We start from the raw sequence: 19,904 nt of genomic DNA on the forward strand, positions 1-19,904 counted from the left end.
GTGTCGCTCGCACTTTGGCAACAATGTCTTGACGCCCTGCAAGACGAGCTGAATTCACAGCAGTTCAATACCTGGGTTCGTCCCCTGCAGGCTGAGGAAGGCGACAGCGGAGAGCTGTGCCTGCTCGCCCCCAACCGCTTCGTGCGTGATTGGGTCAATGACAAGTACCTCAAACGAATTCACGAGCTGCTGCGTGAGCTGGCACCGGGCAAGCCGCCCAAGGTCGAGCTGAGCGTCGGTAGCCGCCGGACCGTCTCGAACCCGCGTCCGGAAGGCGCGGCTGCGTCGCCGGTATCTGCCCAGGCGCAAGCGCCGGGCCAGATGCCGAGCCCGCGTGCCCCTTCCGTGCATACGCCGCCGCGGGGCAATTTCGCGGAAGAGCGTGAGATGGCCGGCGATGGCGCCCGGGAACAGGCGCCGCGTCGCAACACGCGCCAGGTGCAGGTAGAAGGTAGCCTCAAGCATTCCAGTGGCCTGAATCCGAACTTCACCTTCGAAACCTTTGTCGAAGGCAAGTCCAACCAGCTGGCCCGCGCGGCCTCGCGTCAGGTCTCCGAGAATCCCGGCGGCGCCTACAACCCGCTGTTCCTGTATGGCGGCGTGGGTCTGGGCAAGACCCACCTGATGCACGCGGTGGGCAATCATCTGGCCAAGCAGGGCGGCGAGAATGCCAAGGTGGTCTACCTGCATTCCGAGCGCTTCGTGGCGGACATGGTCAAGGCGCTGCAGCTCAACGCCATCAATGACTTCAAGCGTTTCTACCGTTCGGTGGATGCGCTGCTGATCGATGACATCCAGTTCTTCGCTGGCAAGGAGCGCTCCCAGGAGGAGTTCTTCCACACCTTCAATGCGTTGCTCGAGGGTGGTCAGCAGATGATCCTGACCTCGGACCGCTATCCGAAGGAGATCAATGGGGTCGAGGAGCGTCTCAAGTCACGCTTCGGCTGGGGGCTGACCGTCGCCATCGAGCCGCCGGAGCTCGAGACGCGCGTCGCGATCCTGATGAAGAAGGCCGATCAGGCCAAGGTCGATCTGCCTCACGATGCCGCCTTCTTCATCGCGCAGAAGATCCGCTCCAACGTGCGCGAGCTGGAAGGTGCCTTGAAGAAGGTCATCGCCGACTCCCACTTCATGGGGCGCGCGATCAATCAGGACTTCATCCGTGAATCCCTGAAGGACCTGCTGGCACTGCAGGACAAGCAGGTGGGTGTGGACAATATCCAGCGCACCGTGGCCGAGTACTACAAGATCAAGATTTCCGATCTTCACTCCAAGCGCCGCTCGCGCTCCGTCGCCCGTCCGCGTCAGGTCGCGATGGCGCTCGCCAAGGAGCTGACCAACCACAGCCTGCCGGAAATCGGCGATGCCTTCGGTGGGCGAGACCACACCACGGTGCTGCATGCCTGTCGCAAGGTGGCCTCGCTGCGTGAAGAGAACGCCGATATCCGCGAGGACTACAAGAATCTGCTGCGTCTGTTGACCAGCTGATCGAATTGCAGCGGCAGGTCGGGTTGGCGACAATCACGCTATCGGCCTGCTGTGCTCCGGGCTTGCCTGTCGCGGCCCCGAATTTCTTTTGCGTGCGCGCTGCCTGTCAGCGAGCATTGCCCCGTTTCCAGAGAGTGGAGTCTCCATGAAATTTGCCATTTCGCGTGAAGCCCTGCTGCGCCCGCTGTCCCTGGTGGCGGGTGTCGTCGAGCGTCGCCAGACACTGCCGGTGCTGTCCAATGTGCTGCTTGAAGTGTCCGATCAGCAGCTGTCGCTGACCGGGACAGACCTTGAGGTCGAGCTGATCGGGCGCGTCGAGCCCAGCCGTGTCGATGAGCCGGGTTCCGCGACGGTGCCGGCGCGCAAGCTGATGGATATCTGCAAGTCACTGCCCGAAGGCAGCGAGATCATTCTCGCGCTGGAAGAAGGGCGTGCCATTCTGCGCAGCGGTCGTTCACGCTTCACCCTGTCGACCTTGCCGGTGGCCGAGTTCCCGAACATCGATGATGGCCAGGGCGATATCACCGTCAGCCTGCCGCGCGGCACCCTCAAGCATCTGATCGACGCGACCTCCTTCGCGATGGCGCAACAGGATGTCCGGTATTACCTCAACGGCATGCTGCTGGAACTGACCAGCAACCTGGTGCGTACCGTGGCGACCGATGGTCACCGCCTGGCCGTCTGCGAGCAGGCCGCTGACATCAGCGTGCCGGAAGCGCAGAAGCTGATCATCCCGCGCAAGGGTATCCTTGAGCTGACTCGCCTGCTCGATGGCAGCAACGAGCTGATGACATTGACGGTCAGCGGGACGCACGTGCGTGCCCAGACCGGCGACTTCACCTTCACCTCCAAGCTGGTGGACGGCAAGTTCCCGGATTACGAGCGTGTTGTCCCGCGTGGCGGTGACAAGGTCATCGTGGCCGAGCGTGCCGAGCTGCGTCAGGTACTGTCGCGCACCGCGATCCTCTCCAACGAGAAGTACCGTGGCGTGCGCCTCTATCTGGAGGCCGGCAACCTGCGCGTATTGGCCAACAACCCCGAGCAGGAAGAGGCCGAAGAGAATATTGCCCTTGATTACCAAGGGGCTGGCCTCGAGATCGGCTTCAATGTCGGTTACCTGATCGATGTGCTGGGAGTGCTGGATGCCGATCGCGTACAGCTGACGCTGTCCGATGCCAACAGCTCAGCGCTGCTGGAAGAGCCGGGTGGCGGCGATGCGCGTTACGTAGTGATGCCGATGCGCCTGTAATATCGTAATTGCTATTTAAATCAGTATCTTGAATCGTAATTGTGACGCAATTGACGCGCGCAATCGCAGAATGAGCCTCGACAACACCCGCCATTTTCACTCCTGAATGGCGGGTGTTGTCGTATTTGAGCCCCGAAAGCGGCCATGGCTCTTTTTCTCTATCGAATGAGGCCGTCATGGCGCTTGAACGACTCCAATTCCAGAATCTGCGCAACCTGGCGACAGTCGATATGGCGCCGGGAAAAGGGGTGAATCTGGTCAGTGGTGCCAATGGCAGTGGCAAGTCGAGCCTGCTGGAAGGTATCCATGTGCTGGGGCTGGCGCGCTCTTTTCGCACGCACAAGCTCAAGCATGCCATTGCGCATGACACGGCGGGAATGACGCTGTTTGGCCGCCTGGCAGGCGATCCGCCGCGCCCACTGGGGGTAAGGCGTGATCAGGCTGCAGATGGGCTGGAGATGCGGCTGGATGGCGAGAAGGTAGAGCGAGTTGCCCAGCTGGCTCAGGCCTTGCCATTGCAGCTGATCAATCCGGATGCCTTCCGGTTGCTGGAGGGGTCGCCCTCTGCTCGGCGTGAGTTCCTTGATTGGGGTGTGTTTCACGTGAAACACGACTTCTTCGACGTCTGGCGCCGCGTGCGTCGGGCGCTCAAACATCGGAACGCACTGCTCAGGCATGGTAAGATGGACGTTCAGGCACTTAACGTCTGGGATCGAGAGTTTGCTCACTGGAGCGAGCGTCTTGATGCCCTGCGCATGGAATATATGCAGGCGCTGGCGCCTCTGTTTCAAGCCACGCTTGCCGAGCTGATTGATTTACCCGAGCTGACTCTGCGCTATCAGCGCGGTTGGGATGCCAAGCGCCCTCTGGGCGACGTGCTGGCAGCAGGGCGCGACAGTGATAGCCATATGGGCTTTACCCAGACTGGCCCACAACGCGCCGACTTGCGTATTCGCCTGGGGCGACGCCCTGCAGTCGAGGTGTTGTCTCGCGGCCAGCAGAAGCTGGTGGTCAGCGCTCTCAAGCTGGCTCAGGGTCGCTTGCTCGAAGAAATGAACGGACGTACCTGTGTCTACCTGATCGACGATCTGCCGGCGGAACTGGATGGCGAGCATCGCCGTCTCTTCTGCCAGCTGTTGGCAGGCCTCGAGTGCCAGGTCTTCGTGACCTGCGTCGAACCCGAAACATTGGATCGGGTATGGTTGCCGAACACTGATGTCAGGATGTTTCACGTGGAACACGGGCGACTGCACACGGAATGATTTCACGACGGAGAAGCCAATGAGCGAACAGGCTTACGACTCATCAAGCATCAAGGTCCTCAAGGGCCTGGATGCCGTACGCAAGCGCCCCGGCATGTATATCGGTGATACCGATGACGGCACGGGGCTGCATCATATGGTGTTCGAGCTGGTGGATAACTCCATCGACGAGGCGCTGGCCGGTCACTGTAGCGAAGTCCGGGTCGTTATCCATGCCGACGAGTCAGTTTCCGTCAGCGACAACGGTCGTGGTGTGCCGACCGAGATCCATGAAGAGGAAGGCGTCAGCGCAGCGGAAGTCATCATGACCGTGCTGCACGCAGGCGGTAAGTTCGATGACAACTCCTACAAGGTCTCCGGCGGTCTGCACGGTGTGGGGGTCTCGGTCGTCAACGCGCTATCCGAAGAGCTCAAGCTGACCATCTGGCGTCAGGGCAATGTCCACGAGCAGATCTATCGCCATGGCGAGCCGCAGTCGCCGCTGGGCATCGTGGGCCAGACCGAGAAGACCGGTACCCTGGTGCGCTTCAAGCCTTCCCCGCTGACCTTTGCCAATATCGAATTCCACTACGAGATTCTGGCCAAGCGTCTGCGCGAGCTGTCCTTCCTGAACTCCGGTGTCGCCATCCGTCTGATTGACGAGCGCAGCGGCAAGGAAGAGCTGTTCCATTACGAAGGTGGCCTCAAGGCGTTTGTTGACCATATCAACACCAACAAGGCGCCCTTGAATCCGGTGTTCCATTTCGAGATGGAGCGCGAGGATGGCATTGCCGTCGAAGTGGCGATGCAGTGGAATGAAGGCTTCGCCGAGAATATCTTCTGCTACACCAACAATATTCCTCAGCGCGATGGCGGGACGCACCTGGCCGGCTTCCGTGCAGCACTGACGCGTACGCTCAATAGCTATATTGAGGCGGAAGGTCTGCTCAAGAAATCCAAGGTCGGTACGACCGGGGATGATGCCCGTGAAGGCCTGACCGCGATCATCTCGGTCAAGGTACCGGACCCGAAGTTCTCCTCGCAGACCAAGGACAAGCTGGTCTCTTCCGAGGTCAAGACAGCCGTCGAGCAGGAAATGGGCCGTCTGTTCTCCGAGTATCTGATCGAGAAGCCCAACGAAGCCAAGGGCATCGTCAACAAGATGCTGGATGCGGCGCGGGCGCGTGAAGCCGCGCGCAAGGCGCGTGATATGACGCGTCGCAAGGGCGCCCTGGATATCGCAGGTCTGCCGGGCAAGCTGGCTGACTGTCAGGAGAAGGACCCGAGCCTCTCCGAACTGTACCTGGTCGAGGGTGATTCCGCTGGTGGCTCCGCCAAGCAGGGGCGTGATCGTCGTACCCAGGCGATCCTGCCGCTGAAGGGCAAGATCCTCAACGTCGAGAAGGCGCGCTTCGACAAGATGCTGTCGTCTGCCGAGGTTGGCACGCTGATCACCGCGCTGGGTTGCGGTATCGGTCGTGAAGAGTTCAATCCCGACAAGCTGCGCTATCACTCCGTCATCATCATGACGGATGCCGACGTCGATGGTTCGCACATCCGTACGTTGCTGCTGACCTTCTTCTTCCGTCAGATGCCGGAGCTGATCGAGCGCGGTCATATCTTCATTGCCCAGCCGCCGCTCTACAAGATCAAGCGTGGCAAGAATGAGCAGTATCTGAAGGACGAGCAGGCGCTGCAGGACTATCTGACCGCTACGGCGCTGGACGGCGGCAAGCTGCACGTCAACGCCGATGCCCCGGGCATCGCCGGCGCTCAGCTGGAAGCACTGGTCAACCAGTATCGTGGCGTGATGAAGCGCATTGATCGTCTGGCGCGCGTCTATCCGTCTGCCGTGCTGCGCAAGATCGTGCACGCTCCGCATCTGGATGAGGCCGCTCTCGCGGACCAGTCTCAGGTGCAAGGCTGGATCGACGGTCTCCAGAAGGAAATGGATGACCTGATTGCCTATGAGGGTGGCCCGCACTACAGCTTCACTCTCAGCCACGACGGCGAGCGCAATCTCTATCTGCCGGCGGTGACGCTGACGGCACATGGTGTCAGCAGCGATTACCTGTGGGATGTCGACTTCTTCAAGTCCGCCGACTACCGCGAGATGAGTGAGCTGGGCAACATGCTGGAAGGCCTGCTGGAAGTTGGCAGCTACGTCTCGCGCGGTGAGCGCAAGAAGGAAGTCGTCACCTTCTACGAAGCCCTCGACTGGCTGATGAAGGAAGCGGCACGTGGCTTCAGCATCCAGCGCTACAAGGGGCTGGGCGAGATGAACCCGGATCAGCTGTGGGAAACCACCATGGATCCGGAGTCCCGTCGCATGCTGCGTGTGACCGTCGAGGATGCGATCGGTGCCGATCAGATGTTCAACACCCTGATGGGTGACGAAGTCGAGCCGCGCCGTGACTTCATCGAGCGCTTCGCGCTGGTGGCCAACCTCGACGTCTGATGGCGTTGAGCTAGCGCTTGGCGGATGTCTTGCCAAGCCGGGCTAGAAAAACGGCCTCTGATCTTCGATCAGGGGCCGTTTTTGCATGTGCGTTTTGCCGCAGTCTAGAGCAAGGACAACAGCGAGGGGCTCGGCTCGGTCACGGCCGAGAGTGTCGTCTCAGCCGGGCGTGTCGTCCTGATCGGTGCGTTGCTCGGCCAGCCAGGCGGTGATTCGCTCTGCCGTGATGGAGGACGTCGCAAGCCCCAGGTGATCAATTGTCTGGAGGACTTCCACCTGCGCCGCGGGGTGGTGGGGTTGCAGACATTGGGCAAGTCGCTCGGCATGAAACGCCTCGTCATGCTCGCCGATCAGCGCCAGCACTGGCAGCTGATGATGGGCGAGCGCCTTGAGGTCACTTTGATAGTCGCGAGGATTGAGGCCCGTCATCAAGCGCCACGAGTAGGCGTCGGTGGTATGTGCATCGCGGTACTCTGGCGGGATATTGAAGCCAAGGACCTCAATATGATCCAGGCGATGGATGCCGAGCCGATTCAGCAGCGCGCAGGCCAGCATTCGCGCGATGCGTGGCTGTGCCCAGCGTGAATCACGGCGCATGTTGGGCGCGAGATGATGCAGGTACGGCGCCAGCAATATCACGCCGTGCAGCGGAATATCGGCACGCTGGCGCTGACAGGCAGCGGCCGAGAAGCGCAGTGCCAGGCCGCCTCCGGCAGAGTGGCCAGCGACAATGACTCTGGCATCGGCTGGTAGCTCGAGCGACAGGATTAGGTCCTCGAGATCTTCCTCGAGCTGAAGCAGGTGGTCGATGTCGCCACGTCGCTGCGGGGCTGGGCCGTGGCCGCGCAAGTCCGGCGTATGCACATGATGACCAGCTTCAGCCAGGCGCGTTGCCAGCGATGCGAGATAACGGCTGTCAGCGCTGGAGCCATGCAGCAGGATGAGGTGTGAGCGGCGCCCTGACATGCCTGCTGCGGGATAATGGCGACAGCCCAGGCTGCTGTCATCGCGGCAGCGGTAGGGGACGAGTTCATTCGGCGCTGACCACGCTTCCTTGTCTGCCAGGAAGGTCGTGAAATCAAAGGCATGGCTGCTGGAATCTGGCATTGGCTACACTCGCTCGGATGTCACGTCATGAAAAAAGCCCGCTATCTGATCCGGTCAGATAGCGGGCTTTTTCGTTCAAGTGCTCGGCGCACTCGACAGGCTGATCAAGCCCGGTGCCTCAAGGCTCGATGTCTCAAGGCTCAGTGCGCCTGATTGAGGAAGCCTTCATCCAGCTTCAGCTCGTCATTGCGGTTGACGCCGATATCGCGGGACAGGATGTTGCTGGCGATCTGCTTGGCTTCTTCCAGAGAGTGCATCTGTGCGGTGCCGCACTGATAGACGTTGAGCTCCGGGATCTCTTCCTGACGCGCCACGTTGAGCACGTCCTGCATGGCAGCAGACCAGGCAGCGGCAACGCGAGCTTCTTCCGGTTCACCGATCAGGCTCATGTAGAAACCGGTACGGCAACCCATCGGTGAGATATCGATGATCTCGACGTCATCACCGTTGAGGTGCTCGCGCATGAAGCCGGCGAACAGGTGCTCGAGGGTGTGAATGCCCTTCTCGGAGAGAATCTCTTCATTCGGCACGCAGAAGCGCAGGTCGAAGACGGTGATGTTGTCGCCTTTCGGGGTGCCCATCTTCTTGGCCACGCGCACGGCAGGCGCCTTCATGATGGTGTGATCGACAGTGAAACTATCCAGCAGTGGCATGTGAAGCCTCCAGCATGAGGAAGTGAGACAGGCAGGCAGGCAGTCGCCCGCCCGGATTCATGTCTGAAGGGTAGCATATCGCCGCTACTGATTAGAGAGGCAAGCGCGCCGTGCGCAGGGTTATCGCCGGGCAGACGCGCCTCACAGATAGCTTTCGGCAGCGGCTTCACAGCTGACGCAGCGGCGCTGGGACTTTCCCGGCTCACCATCCGATATAGGGTGATTGAGCTCACCATCGAGCAGGCGGTTGGTGAAGTCGGCCAGGTTGGCCACTACCAGCACGTCCTTGAGCCCCTCGCCATCTGCCAGCGTCTTCTGGCCCTTGCCGGTCATCACCAGCGCGGCGCGACAGCCGGCCTTCTGGCCCGCGATGAGGTCACGCAGGCTGTCGCCCAGCATCCAGGCCCCTTCGAAGTCGGGAATCTGCAGGGCATCCTGGATCTGATGGAGCAGACCGGGTTCGGGCTTGCGGCAATCGCAGCCGTCGTCCGGGCCATGCGGGCAGTAGGCAATGTGAGCGATATCGCCACCGGCTTCCTTCACCAGTTGCATCATCTTGGTGTGCATCTGGTCGAGTTCGCGGTGGCCGAAATGGCCACGGGCGATGCCGGACTGGTTGGTCGCCACGGCCACGGTATAGCCAGCGCGGGTCAGACGGGCGATGGCCTGGATGGAAGTGGGGTATTCGATCCACTCCTCGGCGTTCTTGACGAAGGCATCGGAGTCTTCATTGATGACACCATCACGGTCGAGCACGATCAGTTTTTGCATGGTCAACTCTTCACTTCAGGGCAGTCTGGGGCGTCAGCCGGGCTGCTTGTCAGGGGTCGCCGCTTTGCCTGGAAAATTGTGAGCCGAGTCACAAGATGACGCTCGCACGTGGGGATGGGCAAATGGCGCCGAGTGGTCGAAGTGCGTGGTGCGACAGGCTGCCGCGCTTTTCGAACACTGTTTCTATACTGGAATACTAGTGCGACCTAGGTAGGGGATCAAGGCAGAAATTGTGACATCGCTGCCGTGTTGCGTGAAATCCTGTCACGCAACACGGCATTTCGGGACCCCGGATGCAAAAGAACCCCGCCGTGGCGGGGTTCTTTTGCAGAGACTGCGATTTACCGATGTCAGGGACAGCGTGGATCGGCAGTTCTTATTGGGTCAGCAGACTGATGTCGGCCACACCCATGAACAGGCCTTGCAGACTGGCCAGCATCGCCAGACGATTGGCGCGCACGGCGGCATCGTCGGCGTTGACCATCACCTGATCGAAGAAGGCATCGACCGGCTCGCGCAGGCTGGCCAGTGCATCGAGGGCCTCCTGGTAGCGCGCCGCGGCGAACAGCGGTGCCACTTCCGCGCCACGTGCCGTCAGGGCGTCTGCCAGTGCCTGCTCGGCCGGCTCGCTCAACAGGCTCGCATCCACCTCGGTGCGACCATCGTGCTCGGCCTTGGCGAGGATGTTGGAGACGCGCTTGTTGGCTGCCGCCAGAGCAGCGGCTTCCGGACGTTCGCCGAAGGCGTGCACGGCACGCAGACGACGTGCGAAGTCCAGCGGATTGCTGATCTTCAGGGTACGCACGGCCAGGTACAGCTCGGCACCCATGCCTTCATCGCTGGCCCAGGCGCGGAAGCGATCGAGCATGTACTCGAGCACGTCCTCGACCAGTCCTTCGGCCTTGGGCAGATCACGATGCTGTTCGGCGCTGACGGTCAGCAGCTCGCGCAGGTCGAGGTCAAGCTCACCCTTGATCAGGATGTTGAGCACCCCGATGGTGGCGCGACGCAGTGCGAACGGGTCCTTGGCGCCGGTCGGACGCTGACCGATGCCGAAGATGCCGGTCAGGGTGTCGAGACGGTCGGCCAGGGCAATCGCCATGCCGGCCTTGGTCGTGGGGATCGCATCGCCGGCGAAGCGCGGCAGATACTGTTCTTCCAGCGCGAGAGCGACGGTGGCATCTTCGCCATCGTGACGGGCGTAGTAGTGGCCCATGATGCCCTGCAGTTCCGGGAACTCCAGCACCATCTCGGTGACCAGGTCGGTCTTGGCCAGCTGTGCGGCACGTGCGGCGTGGTCGACATCGGCACCGATGCGTTCCGCGATGTGGCGTGCCACGGCTTCGCTGCGACGGGCCTTCTCGGCCATGCTGCCCAGCTTCTGCTGGAAGACGACGCTCTCGAGCTTCTCGCGACGCGATTCCAGCGTGCTGCGCAGGTCGGTCTCGTAGAAGAAGGCGGCATCGCCCAGACGCGGACGAATCACCTTCTCGTTACCGGAGATGACCTGTTGCGGGTCCTTGCTCTCGATATTGGAGATGGTGATGAAGGCCGGCTTGAGCTTGCCGTCGTTGTCCAGCAGGTGGAAGTACTTCTGGTTGGCTTTCATGGAGGAGATCAGACACTCCGCCGGCACTTCCAGGAAGCGCTCGTCGAAGGTGCCCGTCAGCGCCACCGGCCATTCCACGAGGCCGTTGACCTCGTTGAGCAGGGCTTCCTCGATGACGGCGTTGGCACCATAGACTTCCGCCTCGGCCTGGACCTGTTCGCGGATACGCTCACGGCGCACCTCACGGTTGGCCAGCACGCGGGCATCTTCCAGCGCGTCGAGGTAGTCCTCGGCGTGCGCCAGCGTGATGGCCTGCGGCGCATGGAAGCGGTGGCCGAAGGTGGTGCGACCGGAATCGAGGCCGAGCACGCTGGCCTCGATCACTTCGCTGCCGTAGAGCGCGACCAGCCAATGCACCGGACGCGAGAACTCGATGCGTGAGGCACCCCAGCGCATGTTCTTCGGCACCGGCAGGCGATCCACGACCTGCTCCAGCATGGCCGGCAGCAGGGCGGAGAGATACTCGCCCGGCTGGGTGTGACGATAGCCGAGCCAGGTGCCCTTGTCGGTTTCCAGCTCGATCAGGTCACTGACTTCGACGCCGCAGGAGCGGGCGAAGCCCTGCACCGCACGGGTCGGTTCGCCATCCTTGAAGGCGGCGGCCTTGGCCGGTCCGCGCTTCTCGATCTCGCGGTCCGGCTGGCGCTCGGCCAGGGATTCGATCATCACCGCCAGACGACGCGGTGTGGCGTAGGCACGTACCTGACCGAAGGCGACTTCGGCGTCGCGCAGGCCATCGGCGAGGCCGTTGGCGAGGCTGTCAGCGAGTGCGTCGATGGCGCCCGGCGGCAGTTCTTCGCAGCCCAGTTCGATCAGCAGGGTATTCACGGAGGCCATGCTTACGCGTCTCCCTCGGTAGTGGTGTCATCGGCGGCGAGCAGCTCATCACGCAGCGCCTGCGGGGCCAGCGGGAAGCCGGCGGCCTTGCGCGAATCGTAATAGGCGTGGGCCACATCACGGGCGAGAGTGCGCACGCGCAGGATGTAGCGCTGACGCTCGGTGACGGAGATGGCGTGACGCGCATCCAGCAGGTTGAAGGTATGTGATGCCTTCAGTACCTGCTCGTAGGCCGGCAGCGGCAGGTTGGCGATCAGCAGCTTCTGGCACTCGCTCTCGCAGTGATCGAAGGCCGCGAACAGCTCCGGCACGGCAGCGTGCTCGAAGTTGTAGGCCGACTGCTCCTTCTCGTTCTGCAGGAAGACGTCGCCATAGGTCACGACGGAGCCGTCCGGCGCGGTGGTCCAGATCAGGTCGTAGACGCTGTCCACGTCCTGCAGGTACATCGCGATGCGCTCGAGGCCGTAGGTCAGCTCGCCGGTGACCGGGAAGCATTCGATGCCACCTGCCTGCTGGAAGTAGGTGAACTGGGTCACTTCCATGCCGTTGAGCCACATTTCCCAGCCGAGGCCCCAGGCGCCCAGCGTCGGAGATTCCCAGTTGTCCTCGACGAAACGGATGTCGTGGACCAGCGGGTCGATGCCCAGACGCTCCAGCGAGCCCAGATAGAGCTCCTGCAGGTTGGCCGGTGACGGCTTCATCACCACCTGGAACTGATAATAGTGCTGCAGGCGATTGGGGTTTTCGCCGTAGCGGCCGTCGGTGGGACGGCGGGAAGGCTGCACGTAGGCAGCGTTCCAGGTTTCAGGACCGATGGAGCGCAGGAAGGTCGCCGGGTGGAAAGTCCCCGCGCCAACCTCCATATCCAATGGTTGCAGGATGATGCAACCCTGTTCGGCCCAGTATTGCTGCAGGGCCAGAATCAGGCCCTGGAAGGTTTTCACGTCTGGCTGTGTCATTGGTGAAGCCCGTTGGCCCATGAATTCGAGAACTGCCGAGTATACAATCCCCGCTTATCGGGTTATAGGCCGCAGACGAAACCGAGTGCGTGCCATTTCCAAATTCTGATGTGTCGCGTTACTGAACGCGCGCGTTGCCTACAAGCCTCTAGAGGCTCTGGGAGCTCAAATGATCGTCGTTACCGGAGGCGCCGGCTTCATCGGTGCCAATATCGTCAAGGCACTCAATGACCGCGGCCGTACCGATATCCTGGTGGTGGATGACCTGAGTGACGGCACCAAGTTCGTCAATCTGGCGGACCTGACCATCGCCGATTACCTCGACAAGGACGACTTCCTGATTCGCGTCCAGTCGAGCCTGATGGGCGAGTATGCCGAGTTGCCGAAGATCGAGGCGATCTTCCACGAAGGTGCCTGCTCGGACACCACCGAGTGGGACGGCCAGTTCATGCTCGAGAACAACTTCGAGTACTCCAAGGTGCTGCTCAACTTCTGCGAAGCGAACCAGATTCCCCTCCTCTACGCGAGCTCCGCGGCGACCTACGGCGACAGCCAGGTCTTCAAGGAAACGCCGGAGTTCGAAGGTCCGCTCAACGTCTACGGCTACTCCAAGCTGCTGTTCGATCAGCACGTGCGTCAGCGCTGGGACAGCCTGACCACCCAGGTCGTCGGCTTCCGCTATTTCAATGTCTACGGCCCGCGTGAGCAGCACAAGGGCAAGATGGCCAGCGTTGCCTATCACCACCACACCCAGGTGAAGGCGGGCGAGAACCCCAAGCTGTTCGGCGCCTACGATGGCTACGATGCCGGCATGCAGAGCCGTGACTTCGTCTATGTCGGTGATGTGGTCGACGTGAACCTGTGGTTCCTCGATCACCCGGAAGCCTCCGGCATCTTCAATCTGGGTACCGGTCGCGCCGAGCCGTTCAAGGCGATCGCCGAGACCGTCATCGAGTACTACGAGAAGGGCGAGATCGAGTACATCGACTTCCCGGAAAACCTCAAGGGCCGCTACCAGAGCTTCACGCGTGCCGATATCGGCAAGCTGCGCAAGGCCGGCTGCAACGTCGAATTCAAGACCGTTGCCCAGGGCACGCGCGCCTATCTCGAATGGCTGAATCGCTGAGTCCGAGCACGTGGGGACTGAGCGCGTGTGGATTGAGGGTGAGCGCCTGCCTCGCAGGGCGATGGGGCAGGGCAAGCGCACCCGCAAGGAGGATTGGCCGTGAAGAGGAGCAAGGCATGAGTGAGCGCATTCTGGTGGTCGGGCCCAGCTGGGTCGGCGACATGGTGATGGCGCAGAGCCTGTTCATGACGCTGAAGCAGCGCTCGCCCGGCTGCCGGATCAGTGTGCTGGCGCCCGCCTGGTCGCAGCCGATCATCGAGCGCATGCCCGAGGTCGAGGAGGCACTGGCGTTGCCGGCGGGGCATGGTGACTTCGCCCTCAAGGCGCGCTGGCAGCTCGGGCGTTCGCTGCGTGGACGCTTCGACCGCGCCATCGTGCTGCCGCGCTCGTGGAAGGCAGCGCTGGTGCCGTTCTTCGCGCGCATTCCGGTGCGGGTCGGCTTCACCGGTGAGCAGCGCTACGGTCTGCTCACCGAGTGTCGCAAGCTCGACAAGTCGGTGCTCGATCAGACCGTCAAGCGCTTCACGTCGCTGGGCCTGCCCGTTGAGGAGGCCAATCCGCCGGCGGGCATCCCGGAGCCCGCTCTGGTCACTGACAGCGCCAATCAGCTGCGCTTGCGCGGCGAGTTGGGACTGGTGGCGCCGCCGGCGCCCATCATCGGCATGATGCCCGGGGCGGAATATGGCCCGGCCAAGCAGTGGCCGCTGGCGCACTTTCGCGCGCTTGCCGAGTCATTGACCCGCCAGGGGGCCGAGGTGCGCATCTTCGGTGGCCCCAAGGATGTCGCGGCGGGGGAGGAGATCGCCCAGGGGCTTGCGGGCGTTCACAACCTGTGTGGCAAGACGCGGCTGGCGGATGCGGTGGACCTGATCGCCGAGTGTCGGGAAGTGGTCAGCAATGACTCCGGCCTGATGCATGTCGCAGCCGCTGTAGGGGCCCGTATCCAGGGCATCTACGGTTCCTCGTCGCCGCATTACACGCCGCCGCTGACGGCCAATCGCGAGATCCACTGGTTGGCGCTGGAGTGTTCACCCTGCTTCAAGCGCGTCTGCCCGCTGGGGCATACCAATTGCCTGAATCATATTGCTCCCGAGCGACTGTTGACGGCGATCTCGCTGGATGAGGATGCGCGGTGAACCTGCCGAGAAACCGTACGACGGATGATCTGATCCACCCGCGCATGCGCGGGGCCATGCAGCGTGCTCAGCGGATCGAGGCGCTGCGTGCCTGGTGCGAGCACCACCTGATACTGCCGTTCAGTCGTTGCTGGTTGAAGCGCTGGAAACGCCAGCGTGCACGCCATCAGTCCCTTGAGCGCCGTGGCCTGCCGCGTCATGCGTTGGAAGACGTGATGGGGCAGGAGGCGTTGACGGTCTGGGTCAATCCGCGTGAGCTGGTGCGCGACGTCAACTTCGGGCGTGACAAGCGCAACCGGCCATCCTCCAACGCCTTCATCTGGGATGGCGACTGGGACCTGCGGCGCGGCGCCTTCCGCTTCGGTTCACGCTCGCGGCTGATGCGGGACCTGATCGAGCATGGCGATGACCTGACGGTGACGGAGCGCTATCAGCACTTGAAGGCCTTGCTGGAAGCGGGCAAGCCGTGGTCGTCGCCGCGTGATGGACTGTTGATGGACAGCGAGGAGCAGATTCTCGGCTATCTGCGCTGTTATCGCGGTTATCTGCAGGACATGGCCAGCAATGGCTTTCGTCAGGGGGTCACCAAGGACGAGATGGGCGTCGCGGTGACGCGTGAGGGGCGCCTGCTCAAGATCAACCGTGGTCTGCATCGTCTGGCCATGGCGCAACAGGTCGGTGTGCCCAGCGTGCCCGTCGTCATCAAGGCGGTACATCGGGAGTTCTGGGACAGAGTGACCGCTGGTGCCGAAGGCGATGAGGCCCTGCAGCGGCTGCAGGTTGCGCTGCGTGAGTGTCGCCCCGAAAGCGAACCAGGCCCGCTGGATCCCCGGACATATCCCGTGTTGGGTGTGGACGAGGGTTGGCCGGATCTGCGCGGCCTGGAGGACGGTGATTCGCGCGCCTGAGCTGCTGACCTGCTGTTTGGAAAACGAAAAAAGCCCTGTTTCATTGTGATGTTTCACATGAAACAGGGCTTTTTTTATTCTCTAGCCGGGCGATAGGTGCTGGACGATAGGTGCTTGTGGGCCAAGTGCCTGAGATGAAAAGCGGTCTAGCGTGCCAGCCGCTGGTAAAGCCCCAGATAGGCCTCGCCCATGGCGCTGGGAGTGAAGCGTGCCAGATGCGCACGCGCCCCCGCGACCAGCCGCTCCCGACGTGGTGCATCAGCGACGAGTGCCACGATGGCGGCAGCCAGTGCCTGTGCATCGCCGGTGGGCACCAGCACGCCGGTGCTGTCGTCATGCACGATATCGGGGATGCCATCCACATCGCTTGCGATGATCGGGACGCCGTGATCCATCACGTCGAGCAGAATCGAGCCGAGACCCTCGTTGCGTGACGGGAAGGCGAACAGATCGAAGGCTTCCAGATAGTCGCCGACATTGGTGTGGAAGCCTTCCCAGACCAGATTGTCGAGATCGGCACTTTCCGCCTTGAAGGCCGCTTCGTCCTCGCCGGCGCCCAGACAGACGAACAGCAGCTGCGGGTGGCTGTCGCGCAGCCTGCAGGCCGCCTCGATCAGCACTCGCTGGCCCTTGTGTCGGTCCACCAGGGCGCCGACATGCCCGATGACAACACGATCTCCTGCGGGTGTATTGCCGAAGCGCTGGCGGAGCTCGGCCACGGCTTGCTTGTCGCTGGGCAGATGGGCGAGGGTGCTGGGAATCAACGCCGTCTCACCCCATTGGCGCTCCCGCAGGTGAGATTCGATCACCGACGAAATCGCCACCCGGCAGGCGGCCGCGCGATAGGTCAGGCGATTGAACGGCTTGTCCTTCACCGGCTGGGGCACCCGGCGTGTCAGCAGGTAGGGCGTGCCGGTGAGGCGCTGATGCAGCCATGCCCAGTGCACGGCCTTGGCTTCGTGAGCATGCACGATATCGGCGCGAGGCTGGCCGAGATGGCCCTTGAAGCGTCCGCTGATCTCGATCACGTCCACCGTGACGGCAAGCTCAAGCGCCGCCAGTTCGCTGATCAAGGGCGAGCCCTGCAGGCACACCAGTGACTGGCGGATCGGCGCACCGGCTTCGCCGTTCTCCCCCGGGCTTGCGCGTCGCGCCAGGTCCGCGATCAGGTTGAGCGTCTGGCGCTCCCCGCCGCGAAAGCCGCGTGCCAGATTGACATGGCGTACGTGAAGCGGGCGCGTCACACCTCGCGCGGCAGTCGGCTCACAGCTAGAGGTCATGGTCACCATACCTTGTTGAAATCTTCGGCCTCACGCACCTTGGCGTCACGCTGGAATTCCAGCAGCTTGGCGTATTTCAGGTAGGCATTGACGCTGGCCGACAGCGCCACCGAGAAGCCATCGACGCCATCGCGGAAGCCAGCCTGGAAGACGAACTTGCGCATGAAGGCATTGCTGGCATGCAGGAAGGGAGTGAAGGCGTTGGCGCGTTTTCCCTTCTGATACATGATCTTGGCGGCTCGGTTCGAGAAGCGGCCACTGGCCTTGACGAACAGTTCACCAAGATTGGCGAAGCTGTAATGCTCGAGATCGGCGTCCAGCTCGCAGGGATGGTTGGCCTGCACCGAGCTGTGCTGACGCGAATCGCGGAAGGCGAGTTTCTCGCGGTCATACAGGCGCAGGCAGTAATCGGGGTACCAGCCGGCATGCCGCACCCAGCGTGAGCCGATGAAGTTGCGACGGCGCAGCGCGAAGCCGTCGTGAGGCGTGCTGTCGAGTGCCAGTTCCCGGATGGCGCTGACGGCACCGTCGGTCAGGCGCTCATCGGCATCCAGAGACAGCACCCAGCGGTGGCTGGCATGGCTCGGCCCGACATTCTTCTGCGGCCCGTCGCCCAGGTAGGGTTGATCGATCACCACGGCACCCATGTTGCGCGCCAGCTCGCAGGTGGCATCGGTGGAGCCGGAATCGACCACGATCAGCTCATCGCAGACCTGGGCCAGCGAGCGCAGGCAGTCCTCGATGTTGTGGGCTTCATTGAGGGTGATGACACAGCCGGTGATGGGCACCGCGGTGCGCAGCTTGCCATCGGGTGAATGGGCGGCCGAGGCCTCGTCGCTCGTGTTCATGACGGTCTCTGTCTGAAGAGCGCCTGCAGCACGACGGGGTGGGGCAGGCGCCGATGGGACTCAGTGGCAGGCTCAGTTCGCGTAGAAGCGGCGCATGGTCTCCATCACTTTCATGACGGGGTTGGCGCCTTCGCCGAGCGCCTGCCGACGATTCATGTCGCCATCGTACACTGCATAGCCGCCGGTGCCTTCCAGTGCGTAGATGCGATCGCGCTGAATGATACCGAAGTCCTGATAGCTACCGGAGAGCACCCATTCGTTGTCGACCTCTGGCTGATGGTCGAGAGTGCGCAGCAGGTCATGGCCCATGCTGTAGTCGCTGGGGGGATTGCTGATGCCCATCACATGGCGTAGCAGTGTCGGGACGACATCATAATGCGCGGTGACGGGCGGCAGGGGCAGCTGGCTTCCATAGTGGCCGGCAGGAATGCCGGGGCCGCGCAGAATCAGCGGTACCTGGGTCTGGTAGCGAGTGAAGTTGCCATTGTGTCCCCAGAAATTCTTGCCGCTGTCATTGAACTCCTGAGCATGATCACCGGTGACGACCAGCACCGTATTGTCCCACTCGCCGTGTTCTTTCAGGTCCTGAATCACGCGCGCCAATTGCCTGTCCAGATGATACAGCGAGTTCAGATACAGGTTGCGTACAGGCGTCGGGTCGGTGTCGGGACCCAGTGTCAGATAGTCCATGCCGGTGGCGCTGGGCTGGAAGGGAGTGCTGGCACCTCTGGGCAGCGAGTAACCATGCGGAGCATCGTAGAACAGCACGCCCAGCCACGGTTTCAGCGCATGAGCGTCCTGCTGCAGCGCTGTCTGGCGGCGCTGGGCCTGCCAGGCGAGCCAGTCGGTCGTCATCACGCGGTCCCGCATGGCGGGGCTATCGCCCAGGGTGCGCAAGCGCAGATCTGGCACTTTCGGGAAGAGGCTGCGGTCCAGGCCGACACCATTGAAGCTTGCCGAGGAGAATAGCCCCAGCGGCCACTGGCGCTGCAGCGCCTGATTGACCAGCACGCTGCCCAGGCCGTCATTCTCCATCGGGGTGACGTAATTGGCGGTCAGGCCAGATAGCAGGCTGAAGAAACCGGTGCGGGTGCTGTTGCCGCCGGAGATGTGATCCGGGAAGTGCAGGCCATCCGCCAGGGCGGCGTGCAAGTGGGGCATCGTTTCGGCAGTGAAGCTATCGGCGCGCCAGGAGTCGATCACCAGAAACAGGATGTTGGCAGGCTGGCCGTCGACACCTCTGCTGGTGATGACATCGTCATCCTGTTCAAGCGGTACGGCAGGGTAGGTCAGCGAACCCGCCCCGAAATTCTGGATATTCACCTTGGCCGCTTCTGCAGTCCGGGCATCCAGCCATCCGTGGTCTTCCATGAAGTCGCGCGCTGTGGCCGGGAACAGCAGCGGGAAGGCGGGGGCTTCGCGTGTCACCTGCAGGTTGTGATGGGCATCTGACACGATGTGCTGGATGTGGCTTGCCAGCAGCATGAGGAACAGCAAGGCATGCAGCTTGCCTGTCGGCAAACGGTGAGCGCGCTTGACTGCCGCAGGCCCACTCAGTCGATAAGCCAGCCCGCAGCAGAGCGCGATCAAGCCGAGCAGGGTGCAGGCACCCAGTAGCCAGGTCGTGGCATCGAACTCGAAGATTTCACCGTTGCTGTCATTGAGGAACATCGACAGCATGAAGCCGTTGAGATGGAAGCGGTACTGGGCATAGACGAGGCTGTCGATGATCAGTGCGCTCAATGCACTGCCGGCCAGAATGCCCGCAGGGAGCCACAGCCAGCGGCGAGCGCTGCGCGCGGGCAACATCATGCCGAGCAGGCCGAGTGGCAGCCACAGTAGCTGGGCAAGTAGTCCGTAGTGACCCAGCCAGGTGGTGGCCAGGTAGGCCCAACCGCTCAGACTGGCGGCACTCACTCCTTGCGGCAGTGGGGTAAAGGGCAGATAGCGGGTCGCTACCAGCCAGATCAACACCAGGATGGCGAGAGAGAAGGTGGCGCTGTCGCGAAGATAGCGGCGGCGGCTGTCACGAGGTCGGGCGTTGGCGGGCGCAGGCGAGTCAGGGGTCTTTGCTGTCATCGGTCATATCCGGCGGATAGGAATAAGCGCGATAACCCATCAAGCGTGGGGAGCGGCAAGATAGTTATCATGCATAATATATTGTTAGCATGATATCTTGTTTTGCGCGCCGGATGACCACTTTGTTAGTAATAGATTTGAACGGAGCGTCAGCA

15 protein-coding genes are annotated in these 19,904 nt (G+C 62.2%); 7 read left to right on the forward strand and 8 right to left on the reverse strand.

Annotated features, from left to right (window positions below):
• The 4 genes from dnaA (at nucleotide 1) to gyrB (ending at nucleotide 6,436) form a co-directional block, all read left to right on the forward strand.
• Nucleotides 1-1,488, forward strand: coding sequence for a chromosomal replication initiator protein DnaA (gene dnaA, locus HA399_RS00005; protein ID WP_043331654.1), 1,488 nt, complete (start codon nucleotides 1-3; stop codon nucleotides 1,486-1,488).
• 145 nt (nucleotides 1,489-1,633) lie between these two features.
• Nucleotides 1,634-2,737 (forward strand): DNA polymerase III subunit beta, encoded by a 1,104-nt coding sequence (gene dnaN, locus HA399_RS00010; RefSeq protein WP_043331653.1) that lies wholly within the window; start codon nucleotides 1,634-1,636, stop codon nucleotides 2,735-2,737.
• Between the two features lie 176 nt (nucleotides 2,738-2,913).
• The gene (gene recF, locus HA399_RS00015) at nucleotides 2,914-3,999 is read left to right on the forward strand and encodes a DNA replication/repair protein RecF (RefSeq protein WP_153636738.1); all 1,086 of its coding nucleotides are present in this window, start codon (nucleotides 2,914-2,916) and stop codon (nucleotides 3,997-3,999) included.
• A 19-nt stretch (nucleotides 4,000-4,018) separates the two neighbouring features.
• Nucleotides 4,019-6,436, forward strand: a complete 2,418-nt coding sequence (gene gyrB / locus HA399_RS00020; protein WP_404325618.1) for a DNA topoisomerase (ATP-hydrolyzing) subunit B — start codon at nucleotides 4,019-4,021, stop codon at nucleotides 6,434-6,436.
• A 159-nt stretch (nucleotides 6,437-6,595) separates the two neighbouring features.
• Here gyrB and HA399_RS00025 read toward each other — a convergent pair whose 3' ends face one another.
• From HA399_RS00025 to glyQ, 5 genes are all read right to left on the reverse strand, one after another.
• A complete protein-coding gene (locus HA399_RS00025) occupies nucleotides 6,596-7,543 on the reverse strand; it encodes an alpha/beta hydrolase (protein ID WP_404325619.1) in 948 nt (315 codons plus the stop codon).
• A 140-nt stretch (nucleotides 7,544-7,683) separates the two neighbouring features.
• The gene (luxS, locus tag HA399_RS00030) at nucleotides 7,684-8,196 is read right to left on the reverse strand and encodes an S-ribosylhomocysteine lyase (RefSeq protein ID WP_043331647.1); all 513 of its coding nucleotides are present in this window, start codon (nucleotides 8,194-8,196) and stop codon (nucleotides 7,684-7,686) included.
• A gap of 141 nt (nucleotides 8,197-8,337) precedes the next feature.
• A complete protein-coding gene (gene gmhB, locus HA399_RS00035; RefSeq protein ID WP_064503225.1) occupies nucleotides 8,338-8,967 on the reverse strand; it encodes a D-glycero-beta-D-manno-heptose 1,7-bisphosphate 7-phosphatase in 630 nt (209 codons plus the stop codon).
• Between the two features lie 376 nt (nucleotides 8,968-9,343).
• Nucleotides 9,344-11,413: a glycine--tRNA ligase subunit beta gene (gene glyS, locus HA399_RS00040; protein WP_404325620.1), complete on the reverse strand. Its 2,070-nt coding sequence runs from the start codon at nucleotides 11,411-11,413 to the stop codon at nucleotides 9,344-9,346.
• A gap of 2 nt (nucleotides 11,414-11,415) precedes the next feature.
• Nucleotides 11,416-12,372, reverse strand: coding sequence for a glycine--tRNA ligase subunit alpha (gene glyQ, locus HA399_RS00045; RefSeq protein WP_404325621.1), 957 nt, complete (start codon nucleotides 12,370-12,372; stop codon nucleotides 11,416-11,418).
• A 169-nt stretch (nucleotides 12,373-12,541) separates the two neighbouring features.
• Here glyQ and rfaD point away from each other — a divergent pair, with 169 nt between their 5' ends.
• The 3 genes from rfaD to HA399_RS00060 all read left to right on the forward strand — a co-directional run bounded on the left by rfaD (nucleotide 12,542) and on the right by HA399_RS00060 (nucleotide 15,542).
• A complete protein-coding gene (rfaD, locus tag HA399_RS00050; RefSeq protein ID WP_404325622.1) occupies nucleotides 12,542-13,498 on the forward strand; it encodes an ADP-glyceromanno-heptose 6-epimerase in 957 nt (318 codons plus the stop codon).
• Between the two features lie 116 nt (nucleotides 13,499-13,614).
• On the forward strand, nucleotides 13,615-14,634 hold the full coding sequence (gene waaF / locus HA399_RS00055) for a lipopolysaccharide heptosyltransferase II (RefSeq protein ID WP_043331640.1): 1,020 nt from the start codon (nucleotides 13,615-13,617) through the stop codon (nucleotides 14,632-14,634).
• Nucleotides 14,631-15,542, forward strand: coding sequence for a hypothetical protein (locus HA399_RS00060; RefSeq protein WP_404325623.1), 912 nt, complete (start codon nucleotides 14,631-14,633; stop codon nucleotides 15,540-15,542). Before waaF ends, HA399_RS00060 begins: the two co-directional genes overlap by 4 nt.
• Nucleotides 15,543-15,688: 146 nt before the next feature.
• Here the strand turns inward: HA399_RS00060 and HA399_RS00065 are convergent, their stop codons facing one another.
• From HA399_RS00065 to HA399_RS00075, 3 genes are all read right to left on the reverse strand, one after another.
• A complete protein-coding gene (locus tag HA399_RS00065) occupies nucleotides 15,689-16,822 on the reverse strand; it encodes a glycosyltransferase family 4 protein (RefSeq protein WP_404325624.1) in 1,134 nt (377 codons plus the stop codon).
• Nucleotides 16,823-16,824: 2 nt separating this feature from the next.
• Nucleotides 16,825-17,670 (reverse strand): glycosyltransferase family 2 protein, encoded by an 846-nt coding sequence (locus HA399_RS00070; RefSeq protein ID WP_404325625.1) that lies wholly within the window; start codon nucleotides 17,668-17,670, stop codon nucleotides 16,825-16,827.
• A 72-nt stretch (nucleotides 17,671-17,742) separates the two neighbouring features.
• Nucleotides 17,743-19,749: a DUF3413 domain-containing protein gene (locus tag HA399_RS00075; protein WP_404325626.1), complete on the reverse strand. Its 2,007-nt coding sequence runs from the start codon at nucleotides 19,747-19,749 to the stop codon at nucleotides 17,743-17,745.
• Nucleotides 19,750-19,904: the final 155 nt, after the last annotated feature.

The sequence above is a fragment of the Cobetia sp. UIB-001 genome (assembly GCF_044789135.1).
In the GTDB taxonomy this organism is placed as follows: domain Bacteria; phylum Pseudomonadota; class Gammaproteobacteria; order Pseudomonadales; family Halomonadaceae; genus Cobetia; species Cobetia amphilecti.